The organism is Janthinobacterium sp. B9-8 (assembly GCF_000969645.2).
In the GTDB taxonomy this organism is placed as follows: domain Bacteria; phylum Pseudomonadota; class Gammaproteobacteria; order Burkholderiales; family Chitinibacteraceae; genus Iodobacter.
Genome location: NZ_CP014222.1, coordinates 4,068,491 through 4,087,558, shown reverse-complemented (window position 1 = coordinate 4,087,558; position 19,068 = coordinate 4,068,491). Strand labels below are relative to the sequence as shown.

13 protein-coding genes are annotated in these 19,068 nt (G+C 47.3%); 9 read left to right on the top strand and 4 right to left on the bottom strand.

Going from position 1 to position 19,068, the window contains the following annotated elements; genetic code table 11:
- Window positions 1–683: 683 nt before the first annotated feature.
- From VN23_RS18415 to VN23_RS18405, 3 genes are all read left to right on the top strand, one after another.
- Window positions 684–1,019: a hypothetical protein gene (locus VN23_RS18415; protein WP_046351664.1), complete on the top strand. Its 336-nt coding sequence runs from the start codon at window positions 684–686 to the stop codon at window positions 1,017–1,019.
- A 337-nt stretch (window positions 1,020–1,356) separates the two neighbouring features.
- Window positions 1,357–3,984, top strand: coding sequence for a magnesium-translocating P-type ATPase (gene mgtA / locus VN23_RS18410; protein WP_046351663.1), 2,628 nt, complete (start codon window positions 1,357–1,359; stop codon window positions 3,982–3,984).
- Window positions 3,985–4,378: 394 nt separating this feature from the next.
- Entirely contained in the window at window positions 4,379–4,984 is a 606-nt protein-coding gene (locus VN23_RS18405; protein WP_046351662.1) for a PEP-CTERM sorting domain-containing protein, read from the top strand.
- Window positions 4,985–5,045: 61 nt separating this feature from the next.
- On the opposite strand, the gene VN23_RS18400 is transcribed toward VN23_RS18405, so the two are convergent.
- Together VN23_RS18400 and VN23_RS18395 are read right to left on the bottom strand one after the other, a co-directional pair.
- Complete coding sequence (locus VN23_RS18400; protein WP_046351661.1) at window positions 5,046–5,636, bottom strand: response regulator transcription factor; 591 nt, start codon at window positions 5,634–5,636, stop codon at window positions 5,046–5,048.
- Window positions 5,637–5,641: 5 nt separating this feature from the next.
- On the bottom strand, window positions 5,642–7,540 hold the full coding sequence (locus tag VN23_RS18395; RefSeq protein ID WP_046351660.1) for a sensor histidine kinase: 1,899 nt from the start codon (window positions 7,538–7,540) through the stop codon (window positions 5,642–5,644).
- A gap of 126 nt (window positions 7,541–7,666) precedes the next feature.
- On the opposite strand from VN23_RS18395, the gene VN23_RS18390 reads away from it, so the two are divergent.
- From VN23_RS18390 to VN23_RS18375, 4 genes are all read left to right on the top strand, one after another.
- Entirely contained in the window at window positions 7,667–8,662 is a 996-nt protein-coding gene (locus tag VN23_RS18390) for a TRAP transporter substrate-binding protein (RefSeq protein WP_046351659.1), read from the top strand.
- Between the two features lie 420 nt (window positions 8,663–9,082).
- Window positions 9,083–9,685, top strand: a complete 603-nt coding sequence (locus VN23_RS18385) for a TRAP transporter small permease (protein ID WP_046351658.1) — start codon at window positions 9,083–9,085, stop codon at window positions 9,683–9,685.
- A complete protein-coding gene (locus VN23_RS18380) occupies window positions 9,682–11,055 on the top strand; it encodes a TRAP transporter large permease (RefSeq protein WP_082752844.1) in 1,374 nt (457 codons plus the stop codon). The genes VN23_RS18385 and VN23_RS18380 overlap by 4 nt, the downstream gene beginning before the upstream one ends.
- 97 nt (window positions 11,056–11,152) lie before the next feature.
- Window positions 11,153–11,770: a nucleoside/nucleotide kinase family protein gene (locus VN23_RS18375; protein ID WP_046351730.1), complete on the top strand. Its 618-nt coding sequence runs from the start codon at window positions 11,153–11,155 to the stop codon at window positions 11,768–11,770.
- Between the two features lie 17 nt (window positions 11,771–11,787).
- Here VN23_RS18375 and VN23_RS18370 read toward each other — a convergent pair whose 3' ends face one another.
- On the bottom strand, window positions 11,788–13,470 hold the full coding sequence (locus VN23_RS18370; protein WP_197432956.1) for an ATP-dependent nuclease: 1,683 nt from the start codon (window positions 13,468–13,470) through the stop codon (window positions 11,788–11,790).
- Between the two features lie 425 nt (window positions 13,471–13,895).
- Here VN23_RS18370 and hisD point away from each other — a divergent pair, with 425 nt between their 5' ends.
- Window positions 13,896–15,191: a histidinol dehydrogenase gene (gene hisD / locus VN23_RS18365; RefSeq protein ID WP_197432955.1), complete on the top strand. Its 1,296-nt coding sequence runs from the start codon at window positions 13,896–13,898 to the stop codon at window positions 15,189–15,191.
- A 558-nt stretch (window positions 15,192–15,749) separates the two neighbouring features.
- Window positions 15,750–16,532, top strand: a complete 783-nt coding sequence (locus VN23_RS18355; protein ID WP_046351655.1) for a helix-turn-helix transcriptional regulator — start codon at window positions 15,750–15,752, stop codon at window positions 16,530–16,532.
- A gap of 169 nt (window positions 16,533–16,701) precedes the next feature.
- Here the strand turns inward: VN23_RS18355 and VN23_RS18350 are convergent, their stop codons facing one another.
- Window positions 16,702–18,912, bottom strand: coding sequence for a carbohydrate-binding protein (locus VN23_RS18350; protein WP_197432954.1), 2,211 nt, complete (start codon window positions 18,910–18,912; stop codon window positions 16,702–16,704).
- Window positions 18,913–19,068 lie beyond the last annotated feature (156 nt).

Here is a 19,068-nt window from a genome sequence, read left to right as displayed (position 1 = left end):
CTGGCTTGCTCCCGATCAGCCTTTTTCGCCGAGCCGATTATCCGCAGAGAGGGGCCTTCGTGCTGGCTGGGGCGGCCTTCTTTGGCTTCGTTTCTTGGCCGCGCAAGAAACGAAGGTCCAGCGGGACGCCCGCACCTAAACCAACGTGCCGAAGGCACTAAAAAGGTCTTTTTGTATTTTGGTTAACGCGTATGGAGTGAAACCTACCCTGCGATGATTCAATGCTTGTAATGCGCCCTCGGTGCGCAACGACTTCGTCGCAGCACACCTTATAAATGAATTAGATATAAATATACCAAATTCATTTATTCCACTTTGTCATAATCAAAGTAATTAATTAATCCCCCACTCACAATATGACTATCGCATTCAATTGCCATTAATATTAATTAATCAATAAATTAGTGTTGACATTAATTATTTGATAAGTAAAATGCGCTGCATATTAACTATCTAAGAGGCTGTCCTGTGGACAACGACGGATGTAATCGATCTGTGTTGGTAACCGCGGTATAGCAGGATAAAGTAGATTCAATCTGCCATATCCTGCTACGCAGGGTGTGGTGTCTTTGGGCTCCCCGCTCACCGATCCATTGAATAACAAGCAAATGCTGAGTTATGCCTATGGCCGGGTTTCATCCTTATTGATATCAATCGTCCTCCCCTTTTTTTCGGAGGCTAGAATGCATTTTCTAAAACGACTTATCATCGCCATACGGGGCGCGCATGCCCGTGAAATTCATCAATCACAGTATTTTTTAAATATCAGCAGCTCTGAATCAACGATTGGTGATCTGCGTAAGATGCTGATTCACAAACTAAATTATCTTGGTTTTCAGGCTCATCAGCTAAAAATATTTCGCCAGCCCGAAGGCACGTTCTGCCTATCGGTGTTGCTGAATTTATCCGCCGATTTGCGCCAAAGTTTTATCCAGATGGCCATCGGTTTAAGCCAGCATCAGGATGTGCGCCGTATTCAGTGGGGACGGAGAAGCAATAAACCCCGCCTGCGCAGCTAAATATGCCGTGCATATATTTATTACTGGGCGATGCTTAATTAATTAAGCATCTTGCCCATAAACATGATTAATCCATTTAAATACGGAAGGTATCTGCTCGCCCAGAATATTTAAACTTCTCTTTAATCTAGCCATATATATCCAGCAATTAAATTAAGAGCTGAATATACATAGGAAACGCAAATGCCAGACGAACCGATATTGCTCGCTGAATTTCCATTAGGTCATCCGGCGGGCCAATTCAATTGTTTACTCTCTCAGCGCCCCGCCAGCGCGAAAGGGGATTGCTTTGCCTAAATAATGCAATGCACTCCTGCTGGCACACAGGAAAATCTGTATGAATCAAACCCGCCACACCGCCAACCAGCCGCCAGCACCACAAGCCAGTGCCTTAAGTGATGCCGCCGCCGCCGAACGTCTCAAAGCAAACGGCCTCAACGAGGTTGCGCACGACAAACCTCCCCACGCCTTAGTCCAGCTCTATTTAGCCTTTAAAAACCCCTTTGTGATGGTGTTACTGGTTCTTGCCTTTATCACCTACCTCACCGATGTGCAGTTTTCCGAGCCCGGTGAGCAAAGCTGGGTCGGCATTATTATTTTGACCACCATGGTGACCTTAAGCAGCTTATTACGCTTCTTTCAGGAATATCGCACCGGAAAATCAGCCGAAAAACTCAAATCGATGGTCAGCAATACCGCAACCGTGCTGCGCAAACCAATCAAAGGCCAGACCCGAAAACTAGAAGTACCCATGAGTCAGGTTGTGGTGGGTGATATTGTCTGCCTGCAAGCCGGGGATATGATTCCGGCGGATATCGAGCTTTTAGAATCGCGTGATTTATTTGTCAGCCAAGCGGTATTAAGCGGCGAAGCACTCCCGGTCGAAAAATATGACACGCTGGGCGACGTAGCAGAAAAATCCGCCCAAGCTAGCACGAGCAGTGATGAAAGCCTGCTTGATCGCAGCAATATCTGCTTTATGGGTACCAATGTGGTGAGTGGTATCGCCACCGCCCGAGTCATTGCCACCGGCAACCATACTTACTTTGGCTCACTGGCTAAAAACGTACTCAGCCATAAACGCGTAGAAACCAGTTTTGATCGCGGGGTAAGCAGTGTTTCATGGCTGCTGATTCGCTTTATGCTGGTGATGGTGCCGCTGGTATTTTTAATTAATGGCCTGACCAAGGGCGATTGGCTATCAGCACTGACCTTTGCCATGGCCGTTGCCGTGGGTTTAACACCTGAAATGCTGCCGATGATTGTTTCGGCCAATCTAGCCAAAGGCGCAATCGCCATGGCCAGGCGCAAAGTGGTGGTCAAGCGGCTCAACTCAGTACAAAACTTCGGCGCAATGGATGTGTTATGTACCGATAAAACCGGCACGCTGACGCAAGATAAAATTATTCTGGAGCAGCATTTTAATTGTAATGGCGAGCTCGATGAGGGTATTTTGCATCTGGCTTGGCTTAACAGTATTCATCAGAGCGGCATGAAAAACCTGATGGATATTGCGGTGATCGAGCGCGCTGCCGAGCTCAATAACCTGCCTTTGGGCTACACCAAAATCGATGAACTACCATTTGATTTTATCCGCCGCCGCCTGACCGTGGTGCTAGAAAATCGTAAAGCCCAGCAGCTGATGATCTCCAAAGGTGCGGTAGAAGAAATGCTCGCCGTATCCACCCATTACCAAGATGGCGATACCGTCCGCGAGCTGACGCTGCCAGAAAAAATCCGCATTTTGAAAAAGACGCAGGATTACAACGCTCAGGGTTTTCGCGTTTTACTGGTCGCCAGCAAAATCAGCAGCAGCAATCAACAACAGTACAAAGTGGCCGATGAAAAAGATCTGGTGGTGCGTGGTTTTCTCACCTTTCTTGATCCACCTAAAGCATCTGCTGCTCCAGCAATTAAAGCGCTGCAAGAATATGGCGTTACCGTCAAAGTGCTGACGGGCGATAATCCGATTGTCACCAGCAAAGTATGCCGCGATGTTGGCCTTAACCCCGGTACGCCGCTCTTAGGGCCGGAAATCGAAGTCATGGACGATGTCGCGCTGTGCCAAGCGGTGCGCGAATGCACCGTCTTTGCCAAGCTCACACCGATGCATAAATCACGCGTAGTGAAAGCCCTGCAAGCCAACGGCCACACAGTGGGCTTTTTAGGCGATGGAATTAACGACGCACCTGCACTACGCGATGCCGATGTAGGGATTTCTGTTGATAGCGGGGCCGATATCGCCAAAGAAACCGCCGATATTATTCTGCTGGATAAAGACTTGATGGTGCTTGAAGAAGGCGTGATTAAAGGGCGGGAAACCTTCGGCAATATTCTGAAATATCTGAACATCACCGCCAGCTCTAATTTCGGCAATGTGTTCTCGGTGCTGGTCGCCTCGGCTTGGCTGCCTTGGGAGCCAATGCTGGCCATGCATTTGCTGATCCAGAATCTGATTTACGATATCTCCCAGCTGGTCTTGCCATGGGACAAAATGGATAAAGAGTTTCTGAAAAAACCGCGTAAATGGGAAGCCGGTAATATCCGCCGCTTTATGGTCTGGCTTGGCCCCACTTCATCGGTGTTTGATATCACCACCTATATCCTGATGTGGACCGTATTTGGTGCCGGAGCGGCGTACTACGCTGATGGCGGTGGCCAGAGCATTATGAATTCAGGCTGGTTTATTGTTGGCTTGGTATCGCAAACCTTGGTGGTGCATATGCTGCGCACTCGCAAGATTCCATTTATACAGAGCCGCGCCTCGCTGCCGGTGATGATCTCAACCGTGATTGCTGTTGCCATCGGCTGCTGGCTGCCCTTCTCACCACTGGCTGAATCAATCGGCTTTATCTCGCTCGATTCATCCTACTGGTACTGGCTGGCCGCCACAATGCTGGGTTATATGATGCTGGCGCAAATGGTAAAAACTATTTACATCCGCCGCTATGGAGTGTGGTTCTAAAAATATAAGTATTTCAACTTAATAACTGAAGGGCTTCAAAGGCTTATCTCTTTGAAGCCCTTTTCAATTTAGCTAAGTAAACAAAAAAACGCGTCCATTTTTTCAAAAAAAAGCCCAGTCGTTCACTCAATGTGTTGTAAAACAACAAATATATTACAAGGCGAATCATGTTTCTAAAGTGGCAGAATAGCTAGCCTTGCTGCATCAAAAAGCACTTTTAAATACCATTCACATAACATTAAATGCTTATAAACTTACAATAAAAATAAGAATGTAAGAAAGCATTGTGTATATTCATCTCCTTGCATGAAAAAACCAAATGAATAGGCTCGCTTTCAGCTACAGCTGGCACATCTGTTTATTCAAAAGTTATTTAGACGGGGATTCACACTCAATGAAGCTTAAAACCATTACACAATCCATTTTTTTAGTAGGTAGCCTCGCGCTTTCATCCAGCGCTTTTGCTGCGCTAATCGACGTTAACTTTGCTAACTACGCGGCAGGCACGCAATTTTCTAATGAAATTGCTGGCGTTATTTTCTCTGTGCAAGGAGGCCCAGGGCCTTCTGGTAATGCAGCCATTGATACCAGTGGCTGGGGACGCAGAGGGTTAACAAATAGCACTACAGGCACCTACCCTACTGGCTCAATTTTAGATTTAAAATTTACCAGCCTAGTTAATCAAGTAAGCTTCACTTTTGACAACTACGGCTTTAGTGCAGGCGGCAAAGGCGCAAGCTTTTATACCGCCTACGATGCTGCTGGCTCGGTATTAGAAAGTGGTGCCCTTTCTGTCGGCGGCTCCTTTTCTTTAGCCTCCACAGGCATTGCCAATTTGCGTTTTAATAACAATAGCAATGGCAGTGCTAACTGGCTCTTCGGTTTAAACGCCTTAAAAGCCAATATATCCCCTGTGCCAGAACCTGAAACTTATGCGCTGATGGGCATGGGCCTAATTGGTTTATTAGCTGCACGCCGCCGTAAAAGCATGACGGCTTAATAAATAGCCGCGGCGCTAAAAAATCAGCAAAACTCCTTTTTTAGCGCCCAAAATCCAAGCATCAATGCCCTAATAATTGCGATAAATCCAAAGCCGAGCGCACGCCCATTTTGGCGAAGACATTGGCGCGGTGAACTTCTACCGTGCGGATGGCGATTTGCATTTCATCGGCAATTTGCTTGTTAAGCTTGCCCTGCAAAATCCAATCCATCACCTCACGCTCTCGCGGTGTAATCGAGGCGAGGCGCTTTTCTAATAATTGCTGATTACCGCGCACAGACTGGCGGCCAATGGCCACCTCCAACGCATCATTTATCCGCTCGAGTAATTGTTTTTCGCTGCAAGGTTTTTCCAAGAAATCAAAAGCCCCCTGCCGGATCGCCTGCACCGCCATCGGAATATCGCCGTGGCCAGATAAAAACAACACAATCAGCTCGCTACCCAATTCATACATCTGCTTAAACACATCCGGCCCGCTCAGGCCCGGCATGCGTACATCAAGCAGCACCACGCCTTCGCTACTGGCATCGATGGCGGCTAAGAAATCCTCGCCGCCTTCAAAGGCATGTACGGTATAGCCATGGGAAAGCAATAAAAGACCGAGTGAATCACGCACGGCAATATCGTCATCAACCAAATAAACTGTTTTCATCGTATTCACCGAGGAAGACTCATATAAAAAGTGGTGCCGCCCTGTGGATGGGCTTCAAACCATAGTTTGCCATGATGCTGCTCTAAAATTGAGCGGCAAATATTCAGCCCAATCCCCATTCCCAACGATTTGGTGGTAAAAAACGCATCAAATAGGCGGCTAGCCACTTCAGGCGCAATGCCTGAGCCCCGATCACCCACCGATAAATACACCGCAACATCGTCGCAATACGTTGCCAGACAGACTTCACGGCGGCTTTGGGGCTGCTCACCGCTGGCATCCAAGGCATTTCGCAGTAAATTGAGTACCACTTGCCCAAGTAAAACTTCATCGGCATCAATCCGCGGCAATGCCCTACCCAAATTAAAATGTACACGCACGCCTTGGCTACGTGCCGTTGAGTCAATTAGCTCAAACGCATTGCTGGCAATATGATTGATATCGCAAGCCTCGCAATGCGGGGTGCGTTTTTGTACAAACTCCCGGATGCGCTTCACTACAGCAGCAGCACGGTGCGCTTGGCCGGCAATTTTGCTCAAGGTTGAATCGAGCATTTCATGATTATTCTGATTGGCAAACTGGCGGGCCGCGCTGGCGTAATTGCTCATTGCCATCAATGGTTGATTCAGCTCATGTGCCAGCGTGGACGCCATTTCACCCATGGTGATCAGTTTACCGGTGTGGCGCAGCATTTCTTCCTGTTCGCGCTCTCTGGCTTCGGCGGCTTTTAAGGCGGTGATATCCACCACCGAGCTCATCCAGCCCCGCTGCTTGCCTGTGGCATCGATCAGCGGCGTGGTGTAAACACGAGTCGCCACCAAATGGCCATCACGATGGCGCACCATCGATTCAAATCCATCATGTGGCGCAAGGCCACTAAGCACAATCTCGTTTTGCGCCTGATGCCCGGCGATATCTTCAGGATTCCAATAAGGATAAGGCGGCAACGCGCCGATCAGCTCTTCGGCGGAATAACCCACCATGCCGCAAAAGGCGGGGTTTACATAAACAATGCGGCCATCCATATCGCGAGCGCGCATCCCTACCGAGAGCGAGTCTTCCATGGCGGTGCGAAAAGCGTGCTCTTCCCTAAGGGCATTTTCAGCCAGCAATCTCGCCTGCATCTGACGGCGCAAACGCCACCAGCTAAATAATACGATCAGGGCCAAGCCCATCACGCTGGCAGTCAGCAGCTTTTGTACGAGGCCGGTAGGATGGCGGTAAGCCGTGATGCGCAGCAGCAAGCCACTGCTGACTAAATCGAAGGGCAACTGATAGCTGAGATTGGTGTCGTCTGCCTCGATTTTGGATTTGCTAGCCACTTCCCGGCCATCCGCATCAATCATCGCCAGCCGGTATTTATAAGCAAACCACCACGGCACCTGCTGCTGCAGTAGTTTTGGCAGGGCGATCGATGCCACCAGCTCTAAATCATGCTCGGCCAAAATCAGCGCAATCATTCCCTTGGGGTAAAGCGGCACGGTGTAACTTGGCCGCCCAATTCCTTGCGCTAGGGCAATCGCATCCCGGGTCACCTCGGCCGATAAATGCTGCCCATAGCTAAAATGCTGATTTCTGGTGCGCAGCTGAATACCGGTAATCGCCGCATTTGCACCAATAATCAAACGCGTACGGCTACGAAACTCGGCCTCACTTAAGCTGCCATCGCGCGATTGCTCTAGCAGCGCAGCCAAGCGCTCCTCTGATTGCCCCAGCACAAAACGCAGATTCTGCTCTACCCACAGCACATCATTGATCAGCACCAGCCGCGCTTCTTCTCGTTCGCCGTGGCGCAAATAGGCAAACAGGCCCAATACCGTAGCCAGAAACAAGACTAGGGCCAACCTTGGAATAAACCAAGGATGAGCACTCAGGCGACGTGAAAAAGTAGTAAGCAAATGCATGCTCCAATGTTAGCACAGCGCAATTTTAGACTTACTGTGGTTTACCACAGTCGTGACAACCACAATTGAAAGCTCATTCTTACTGATCAACAATCCTCAATACATTCAACAGCTTTGGAGATTGTAATGCGTACTTTACTAGCGGCCATTCTGGCTCTTACTGCCACTTCTTCCTTTGCGGCCGAAGCACCGATCGTAATCAAATTCAGCCATGTGGTTGCCGTCGATACCCCCAAAGGTAAAGCTGCTGATTACTTCAAAAAGATCGCCGAAGAGCGTACCAAGGGCCGAGTTAAAGTAGAGGTTTATCCAAACAGCCAGCTTTACAAAGACAAAGAAGAAATGGAAGCGCTGCAATTAGGCGCAGTACAAATGCTAGCCCCTAGCTTGGCCAAATTTGGCCCGCTGGGCGTCAAAGAATTCGAAATTTTTGATCTGCCGTATATTTTTGATAGCTATGCCGAAGTAGAAAAAGTAATGAAAGGCCCGATTGGCACCAAGCTATTTACCAAGCTGGAAAGCAAGGGAATTAAAGCACTGGGCTTCTGGGAAAACGGCTTTAAAAATTTCTCCAGCAATAAACCAATCCGCACCCCGGACGATCTGCGCGGCATGAAAGTTCGCATCCAGTCATCCAAAGTGCTAGACGAAGAAATGCGCACCCTCGGCGCACTGCCACAAGTCATGGCGTTTTCTGAGGTTTACCAAGCACTGCAAACCGGCGTAGTGGATGGCACCGAGCTCGAGCCATCCAATCTCTACACCAGCAAAGCTTTTGAAGTACAAAAACACCTCACCCTGACTAACCATGGCTTTTTGGGCTATGCCGTGATCGTCAACAAAACCTTCTGGGAAGGCCTACCTGCTGACATTCGTAGCACGCTGACCACCGCCATGAATGAATCATCGGTCTACGCCAACCAGATCGCCAAACAAGAAACCGATAAAGCGATTGCGGCCATCAAAGCCAGCGGCAAAACCACCGTCTACAGCCAAACCGCAGCAGAACGCGCCGCCTTTCGCAAAGCCCTCATCCCCGTCCACCAAAAAATGTCCTCCCGCTTTGGCCAAGATTTGCTGACCGAGATTTACAAAGAGACGGCTTTTAAGCCGGTTGAATAAAAAGATTTAAGGGGTGGCTATACACAGCGTGGTTTTGCATTAGCAAACAACGGAAATACCTATTGTCCCCGCTCTTTGCATAGGGCTTAAGAGTCCCCTTGAAGCACGCCGAAGCGAGGAACAAGCGGGGCGGGGTTTCGGCGAGGACTGTCTGAGCGAAGCGAGTTCCGCAGCCGCCGCCTCGATTGTCCGCAGTGAGGGGTTTCGTGCTGGCTGGGGCGGCCTTCTTTGGCTTCGTTTCTTGGCCGCGCAAGAAAGGAAGGTCCAGCGGGACGCCCGCACCTAAATCAATGTGCCGAAGGCACTAAAAAGATCTTTTTGACATTGCTTAGCTTTGGTTTACCTACATGAAATAAAACCCGCCCTACGAGGGGCAACAAGCCCCTCTTATTAAAAACCACCGTCCCTTCGGAGACCCTCATGAAAATACTCGATTGCCTGGAAGAATGGCTGATCGCATCGCTGATGGCGGTGGCGACGCTGGTGATTTTTATCGCCGTGGTCCATCGCTACGCCTCAGGCCTCAACGTCCCTGTTTTGCAAAGCTACCTGCTGAGCTTCAACCTTTCCTGGGCTCAGGAGCTGTGCATTATTTTATTTGTGTGGATGGCTAAATTTGGCGCGGCCTATGGCGTTCGTGTCGGCATCCATGTGGGCGTGGATGTGATGATTAATCGCCTAGAGCCAAAGTACCGCTCGGCGTTTGTGATGATCGGCCTGCTTGCTGGGGCTTTATTCACAGGAATTGTGGCCGTACTAGGCTCGGAATTTGTATGGGGAAACGGTGCGCACTACGCCTTTGTACACGCCTTTGGGCTAACGATAGGCAATTTATATGAAGGCCCAACCACTCCCGATCTGGAATGGCCAACGTGGATGGTATACAGCGCAATTCCACTGGGCACCAGCCTGATGTGTTTCCGCTTTTTACAAGTCGCAGCTGCCTTTATGCGTACTGGCGACTTACCTCACCACGATGTAGCCCACGTTGAAGGCCTAGAAGAAGAAGGAAAACCAGCATGAGTACCATTCCTGCACCAGAAGCGCACTGGTCAATCAAAATACCCGCCCTACTTTTCGGATCTTTAGCGATTATCGCCATCGTCGGCGGCAATAAAGCGGTGGTGTTCTGCCTGCTGCTGGCGCTGATGGCCACCGGTATGCCGATCTCTATCGCGCTTGGGCTGACCGTACTCACCTTCTTGTTCACCATGACCAATGTGCCTATCGAATCGGTGGCGCTGAAATTATTCACGGGGATTGAGAAGTTTGAAATTATGGCCATTCCCTTCTTTATTCTGGCCGGTAATTTCTTAACCCACGGTGGTGTCGCCCGCCGCATGATCGATTTTGCCACCAGCATGGTGGGGCACTTTCATGGTGGCTTAGGTTTGGCGGGCGTACTCGCCTGCGCTTTGTTTGCCGCTGTCTCCGGCTCCAGCCCGGCCACGGTGGTGGCGATTGGTTCCATCCTATTGCCTGCCATGATTAAACAAGGCTTTCCACGTCAATTTGGCGCGGGGGTGATCACCACCGCCGGTGCTTTAGGGATTCTGATTCCGCCATCCATTGCCATGGTGATGTTCTCAGTAGCCACCAATACCTCGGTCGGTGCGCTGTTTATGGCAGGCGTTGTTCCCGGCATCATGCTGGCATTTTTACTGGGGCTAACCACATGGTGGCGCGCGCGTAAATTTGGCTACCCACGCATGCCCAAAGCCACAGCCGGTGAGCGTTGGGCCGCATTTCGCCGCTCGGTTTGGGGGCTGATGCTGATTGTGGTGGTGCTTGGTGGGATTTATACAGGTATTTTCACGCCGACCGAAGCTGCCGCCATTGCCGCCGTTTACGCCTTTATCATTGCCGTATTTGTCTACCGCGATTTACCGCTGAGCCGTGTGCCTAAAGTGCTGCTTGATTCGGCCAGCATGAGCGCCATGCTGCTCTACATCATTACCAATGCCGTACTGTTCTCGTTTGTGATGACTAACGAAGGCATCCCACAGGCAATGGCCGATTGGTTGCTAGGCATGGGCCTTGGCCCGATTACCTTTTTGCTGGCCGTGAATATTCTGCTGCTCTTAGCGGGGAATGTGATGGAGCCATCGTCCATCATCCTGATCATGGCCCCTATCCTGTTTCCGGTTGCCATCAAGCTAGGGATTGATCCGATTCACTTCGGGATTCTGATCACCGTAAATATGGAAGTCGGCATGTGCCATCCGCCGGTAGGGCTCAATCTTTACGTGGCATCCGGCATCACCAAAATGGGCATCACCGAGCTAACCATCGCCGTCTGGCCATGGCTACTCACCATGCTGGGCTTCTTGCTGCTAGTGACCTATGTTCCTGCCATCTCACTCTGGCTGCCAAGAGCGATGGGAATGATGTAAGCCTTTTCTAACGCACAAACCACACAGGCCCCAGCCGCATTGATAGCGGCTGGGGCCTGTGTTAGTTTTGATTCCCCCTTGCCGAGAAAAACGCAAAATGATCCAGCCCCACTATCTGGCCAGAATCGATGCCCTATTGGCCAGTGGCCAACGCAAATTACTCGGCATCGTTGGCCCGCCCGGCTCGGGCAAATCCACGCTGGCGCAAGAGATTCAACAGCTTTACCCAGAACAAAGCATCGTTGTGCCTATGGATGGCTATCATCTGGCTAATAGCGAGCTGGCCCGCCTTGGCAAGGCAGAAAGAAAAGGCGCAGAAGATACCTTCGATAGCGCAGGCTTTGCAGAAATGATTCAGCGACTAAAAACCCAGCCCGCAGGCGAAACCATCTACGCCCCCGAGTTTCGCCGCGAAATCGAAGAGCCCATCGCCAACGCCATTCCTATCCAGTCTGAAAACCAGCTCGTCATCGTCGAAGGCAATTACCTACTGCTGAGCAGCGGGCATTGGGCCAAATTACACCGCCTGCTCGATGAAACTTGGTATGTAGACGTAGACCACGCCCTCAGAGAATCTCGCCTGATCAAGCGCCATATGCAATTTGGCCGCAGCGAAGCCGCCGCTATCAAATGGGTACGCAACACTGACGGCCCGAATGCAAAGCTGATTGAAGCCAGTAAAGAGCGGGCGGATGTGCTGTTTAGCTGGGAATAAATATACTTCAAAAAATATCATTTATTTTTCAAAAATGCTTTATTAATAATCTTAATTATTTTATAAAAATCATCAAAATCACCATTTGATATACGGGCATTTTTCTTAAACTCTTCTACATATAATCGCTTCAAATTTGTTTTTGCAGATTCTTGCTCATTCTTCATTCCGTGCATAGCAGCTGAAACTAAACTTCCATTTATAGAGTTTACTTTATCCACAAAACTCCTAGGCAAAAGGCCTTCAATATTTCTCAATCCACTAACGTTTTTTCCTATCGGAAAGTAATCCTCATTTCTTTTGAACCCATTCCTCTTAAGAATTTCTTCAATATCTTTTTCCACATCTAAATCATATGTAATGAAAAATTTTTTACATCTATTTTTAAGAAACCTCAACAATGTTGGGTTTTTAAGTGTTGACCAACCATCATAATCAAAAACAACCCCTTCAAAATCTAATTTATTCTTGCCATGAATTGGATCCCTTAATAATTCATAATACTCAACATCAAACTTTCCTTCCACCATCAAAATTGAATTCGAATTATTAAAAAATATATCCTTCCAAGGCATAAATTCTTCATTCGAAAGCCCTAACGCAACACCAAATGGCTCCATCCAATTATCACCACTTGTCTCAATGACTTCCGTCTCTCTCATTTGACTATGTACTATTTTCCTCTTTAACAGGATGTTTGACTCTGGCCCTTTTTTACTTAGCATATATGGACTATGCGTAGTAACAATTACTTGAACTTTAAACTCTTCGGCAATATCTTGAAGAAAGCGACCAAACTCTGCCTGTGCGGATGGGTGCAAGAAACTTTCTGGTTCCTCAACAATAACTACAGGAGTAATTTTTGATGCGGTTGTTGTTGAGTGACTTATTTGTTTTGCCCTTAATAATTGAAGCAAAATATTAGTCCTATTTTTTGTTCCGCTACCCCAATCATTTATTTCAACATCAATTTTAGCATCCCCCAATGTAATATTATACGGCAGGTACTCCATATTATAATCTGGAAGAGAGATACCAACCTTATACTTAGCATCAAGTCGACCAAGTAATTCTGACAATTCTTTTTTATGCGCCTTTGCAACTTTCCCTAGTGCTTTTTGCACTGTCGCAGCAATATTATCAAACTCACTTGCAGTTTCTGAACCAACATCTTCAAAAAGACTATTGAATTGATATGGATCAGTTTCTGTTGAATTATGAACAAGAATAGACTGTTGTATTTTTTTAAAAACTTCTTCAGCTTTTAACTCTTTGTACTCTTTATCACAAACAACAACTTTTACATCAGGATTTGGTTTATCACTCAAGTATTCAATATGTAATTCAAAATCAAAACATTCATAATCTTCAAGATTATCCAACTTCAAGTAATCTATAATAAAGCGAAAAAGACCAGTGTCATTTTTCTTGCAAACATTAAATAGATATACGAATCTTATTTGCTTATTTGTGTGGTCTTTATCTTGCCATTTTGGATAATCCTTTTTATAGTTAATATCTGGGTCTTTATTAAAACCAAACCTATCCCCTGAAGACTTTATTATAGATCTAATAGCGCGAATTATATTACTTTTCCCCGCATCATTTTGACCACAGATGGCAGTATAACAACCATGAAAATTTAATTCTGAATTTTCAAATGTTCTATAATTTTGCATTAATAATTTTTTAATTTTCATCACAAAATACCTTATTTTTAATAAATGATTTTTATGCAATAAATTAAAAACCAAGTACAACCACTCCGAAATATCCATTTGTCATCATACCAACAACTAATGAAATTGTCAGAAAATGTGAAAATAATTACTGAAATACTTACTTAAAAAGAAAAGAAAAGAAAAGAAAAGAAAAAATGATAATTGTACCAACTTAGAAATACACTAAAAATGAAATTACATTTCATAAGTAACTAACCCCATAAAAAGAAGTTTATAAAAACGAACATTTAAAAATGAATAATTTCAGCTCTAACACAACGTTTTAACAACACTACTTTCAATAGAACATCCATCTAATCAAGACAATAAGCCACACAGATGATTTTCTGACGAGCAAGTCTAGTTGGGTATAATCGTTCCACAATAGATTTTTGGACTCTGCCATGTTGCGTCGCCTTGATTCTCGTTCTGCTGATTTTCAATCACAACTCGCCGCCCTGCTGGCTTTCGAAACCTCGCAAGATCCGGATGTTGATACTCGGGTTGCGGCCATTCTCGACGATGTAAAAGCACGCGGCGATGCGGCTGTAGTGGAATATACCCAGCGCTTTGACGGTGTTGCGGCACAAACCATGGCCGAGCTGGAGCTGACCCAGGCTGAGCTAAAAGCCGCTTTCGAGCGCCTGCCCGATGTGCAGAGAGAGGCCTTAGTGGCCGCAGCGGAACGAGTGCGCAAATATCACGAACATCAAAAAATGGCGTCCTGGCAATACACGGATGAGGATGGCACGGTGCTGGGCCAGCAGGTAACGGCACTCGATAGAGTAGGGATTTATGTACCGGGTGGTAAGGCAAGCTATCCATCATCCGTATTGATGAACGCCATTCCCGCTCATGTAGCCGGAGTGGCTGAAATTATTATGGTAGTGCCAACGCCACGCGGCGAGCGCAATGATCTGGTACTGGCCGCGGCGTATGTAGCCGGTGTAAGCCGAGCATTCTGTATTGGCGGCGCGCAAGCCGTGGGCGCGCTGGCTTTTGGCACAGAAACCGTGCCTGCTGTGGATAAAATCACCGGCCCCGGCAATGCCTATGTCGCCGCGGCCAAGCGCCGCGTATTTGGTGTGGTTGGCATCGATATGGTGGCTGGCCCATCCGAGATTTTAGTGATTTGCGATGGCACAACCGATCCAGATTGGATCGCGATGGATTTATTCAGCCAAGCCGAGCACGATGAAATCGCCCAAGCGATTCTGCTTTGCCCGGATGAAAATTTCATCCAGCAAGTTGCCGCCAGCATCGAAAAGCTACTCCCCACCATGCCGCGCCAAGACATTATTCGCGCGTCCCTCACCGGCCGTGGCGCTTTAATCAAGGTAAAAGATCTGCACGAAGCCTGCGAAATTGCCAATTATATTGCGCCGGAACATCTGGAATTATCCATCGCTACCCCAGAAGCCTACCTAGCTGAGCTACGTCACGCGGGTGCGATTTTTATGGGCAAATTCACCAGCGAATCTTTAGGCGATTATTGCGCCGGACCAAATCATGTTTTACCCACCGCCCGCACTGCCCGCTTCGCCAGCCCGCTCGGCGTTTACGACTTCCAAAAACGCAGCAGCATCATCCAAGTTTCAGAAGCCGGCAGCCAAAAACTAGGCCGCATCGCCAGCACCCTCGCCCACGGCGAAGGGCTAACAGCCCATGCACGATCGGCGGAATATCGTTTGAAGGATTGATGAGTGAGCAAGCTACGGCGAAAAACCCGCCGTAGCTTGAGGCTTAAAACCCAAATCTTGAAACACGGAGCTTCGCGGAGAAAACGAGATTTTGAGTTCATATTTTTGAGTTTTGAGCATTTTCAAACCCAATAATCTGCCGTTTACTCCTCCTCATCGCACGGGGCTTAAATCCCCCTTGAAGCACGCCGAAGAAAGGAATAAGCGGATCGGGGTTTCGGAAAAGGGGTAGCGGGCTTGCTCCCGAGCAGCCTTTTTCGCCGAGCCGATTATCCGCAGTGAGGGGCGTTCGTGCTGGTCGGGGCGGCCTTCTTTGCTTACTTTCTTGGCCGTTCAAGAAAGTGAGTCCCCCGCGGGGGATTCCCGCACCAAAATCCACGTGCCGAAGGGCACTAGAAATAGGCTTTTGCATCACTTAGCGCTAATTAGATAAAGCCCATCACGCAAAAACACAAACCATCCCCCCGCAACGCAACATTCAATCCCCCCATCCCACAACAGCTAAGCTAAAATGAATCTCACAAATACCGTGCGCCCTAACCACTTTCAAGCTAAAGAATGACCACTGACCAGACCAAGCAATTAATTGAACAACTTGAAATGAAAATCAGCTCATTTCAATATGTGCTCGCCTATCGCAATATCTTTGTGATTAGCTTTTTTAGCTCGGGCGAGATTCTGGATCATAATTATCCTTCGCACGAAACAGCCACTCAGCTTGATCATTTCAGCTTTCTGATCGGACAGGATAATCTGGCTGCAATTAAAGCGCTGATTAAAACTTCGGTGAGCGGCTTGGATGGCTGGAAGTTTTTTAACCGCGATTTAAAACTGCATTTATTTCGCGTTAACCAGACCTTATGGCATATCGAAGTGGGCTCTTTAGAAGAAGAGAACGACGCTCATTACCCTAGCCCCGATTTTGCAAAATTCTACAGCCTGACTGAAACGCTGACCGAATTCAGAGAATGGCAAGATAGCGGCGAAATTGATGAAGTATTAGAGCGTATTCGCAGCCAGCATTTGCCACAAATCAGGCAGGTAAAGGCCACGATTTCAGATCCTATTTTAATTATGTGCCTCGATTTAATCGAAGGGATTGTGGCATCCGCAGTGAATGATAATGGCGATATTGATACCAGCCTATACGCCCTGCTCACGCCATCGGAAGTGCAAGTCGCCAAATTTATTAAAGTAGGCATGTCGACTAAAGAAATTGCGCAAAGCTTAAGCGTGGCTTCCAAAACCGTTGAAAATCACAGAAATAGTTTAAGAAGTAAATTGGGTATCACCAATAAAGGTATTAATCTGCGCAATTATTTAATTAGTTTATCTGCTTAATAAAACCCAAACCTTGAACCACGAAGTTTTATGGAGAAAACCAAGCTTAAAATTAAACTATTTATCTTAAAGAAAACCTATTTTTAATGATCAGTCGTCACACAAAAAAGCCCAGCCATCAATCGATGGCAGGGCTTTTTTCTTTCACTCACTCATTAGCACCGATGGCTTATTGGCAAGCAGCGCCTTTAGTCCATACATCGTTTGTGCCTGGCTCATTACCCTGTGTCCACCATTTATTGGTGTACTCAAAGCCTTTGTGTGAAACCTTAGTACCGCCAGCAGCGTAAACCTGCGTTGCAGACCAAGCAGCTGCTGCGCAAGTGCTGGAGCTACCCGCTTCAAAACTGACAGCAACACTACGTGGGCCAGTCACGTTCACTAGGGTAAATGCGCTGCTGATGGCTTGTGCTACGCCATCTACAGTAATGCTCTTAATTTTGAAATTGGCGTTGGGTGTAATGGTGAAAACCTGATTGGTTTTTTCACGCACTTGCACCACGCCAGAAGGCGCAATCACACCGCCTGTGCCAGCCGAAGCCGTTACCGGAAAGTAAACCGCAGTCGATGGATCATCAATCTTAATGTCGCTGTAATTGCCAGTTACGCCATAGAAATTCTTGGCCGACAAATCAGAGATTTTAGTATTGAGTAAACGCAGCGCCTTAGTATCCCCACCATTGGAAGCTGGGTTTAAGGTAAGCACCACATCAGCACCCTCTTGCTTCAAAGCTAAGGCACCAAAGTTGTAAGCAAATGCAGCTAGATTAACGGTGGTATTGGCCGCTTTAAAGTAATCAACGCTCTTTACCTTGCCCCAACCCCATGTAGTCGGGTTAAGCAGCACGGTGTATTCAAGCGCAGAATAGCTGCCAGTCATATTGCTAAACATGTCGCTAGTTACTTGCGCACGTGTTACGCCCGGTAATTCAATCCAAGAGTAAATACCGCCATCCGCGGCTTGTGTGCCTACAAACAAGCTACCGTTGTCTTGGAATATTTTCAGGTGCTTAAAGCCTAAGCCCGCAGTACCTTGAATCTGATCCAGAACCGGGTTAAAACCAGAGGCTGTTTGCTTGCCTGACCATGCCAATTTATACACCGCAGAAACAGCAATCACTGCGGCAGGATTTGCCCTAATGGTAGCAGCAGAGACTTTCTCAAGCAGAACAGACTGGCCTGCAAACTGCAGCAATGCACCACCTGCGCTATCTGTAACGGCTAAATTAGCCAGCGGGTTAGAGCCGGTCCAGTTACGTAATACCAGCTTATCATTACCCACAACAAAGTCTTTTACTGTGGTCGTGCCACCTGGGAACTGGCTGAGATAAATAGTGTTCTTACCCCCGCCGGTATAAACAATGTCATTCCCCAAGCCTGCCGATAACACTTCATCCAGCGGGCCACCACTGATGGTGTCGTCGCTCGGAGTATCAATTTGCGTATCGTAATTACCAAATTTATGGATATACGTTGTAACGCAAGTGCCTTGCTCATCGCAAGCCACTTTGTTTGTGATCAATAAATCAGCTGCACCCCAAGCGCCGCCCAAATGAGCCGCTGCTAATAAACCAGACATGGTGGCTTTAATGGTAATTGGATTGCCCTGCTCGTCTTTACCCGGCCATGTTTTAGCTAAAGCCTGTGCCCAAGTAATATTTGCAGCCGCTAATTTTTCTGACATCACGCCATAATTAAAACGCATGGCATCACGAATCACATATTCTTGTTTTGCAGGGATTTTTAAATCTGCAAAGCTATTAACGCCGTTTCTACCGGAGAAAGTACCTTCCCAGCGATTATTGTGCGTGCCACGAACTTTATTACCGCCAGAGCCTGGAATTTCAATACTTGCTTCAGTCACGCCATTTGCCCATGTTGAATCAGGCGCAAAAATATAGAATTTATCCAGACTTTCAGTTGCAGAAACATATTTCACCGGTGAGTAATAACCGGTATCAATCATTAATGCTTCACCCAGCTGATAACCAATAAAACCCCATGCATTCAGCGAGCTGTATTGCATTGTTTTAAACATTGCAGTTTGGTCTGCTGCATCTGGATTATAAAGAGTATTAAGACCCAGCTTGGTAAAGTACTGATTTACCGTTGTAGGTTCAATAATCAGGCTACCAGTAGCCGGATCACGAACGGGCAAGCCAGGGACCACTACTTTGGCATAACGAAGAATAGGTGAATTAAAATTTTGCTTATAAAAATCTGCTTTAGCAGGGTCAATACCCGACTCAAAAGCACGCATATTCTCAAGGAAATCCTGGAAAGATCCCTTAGTTGCAGCGGGTGCGGCAGTCGCAACCATTGGAACAGAAACTAATAAACTAGCTAGGATGGTTAAGCGGTGTTTCATTGAATTTTTCATGCGTCTCTCTGTTTAGGATAAATGCTGTTTAAAAAGCAAGTTCTTTATATTTTTTGAAAAATCTAATACGCAAAGCCAAAACCAAGTCTATTTAATTTCTGCACCTCCTTTTGTAAAAATAAATGATTAAGAAAAAACCGTTCTAATTAAACCGTC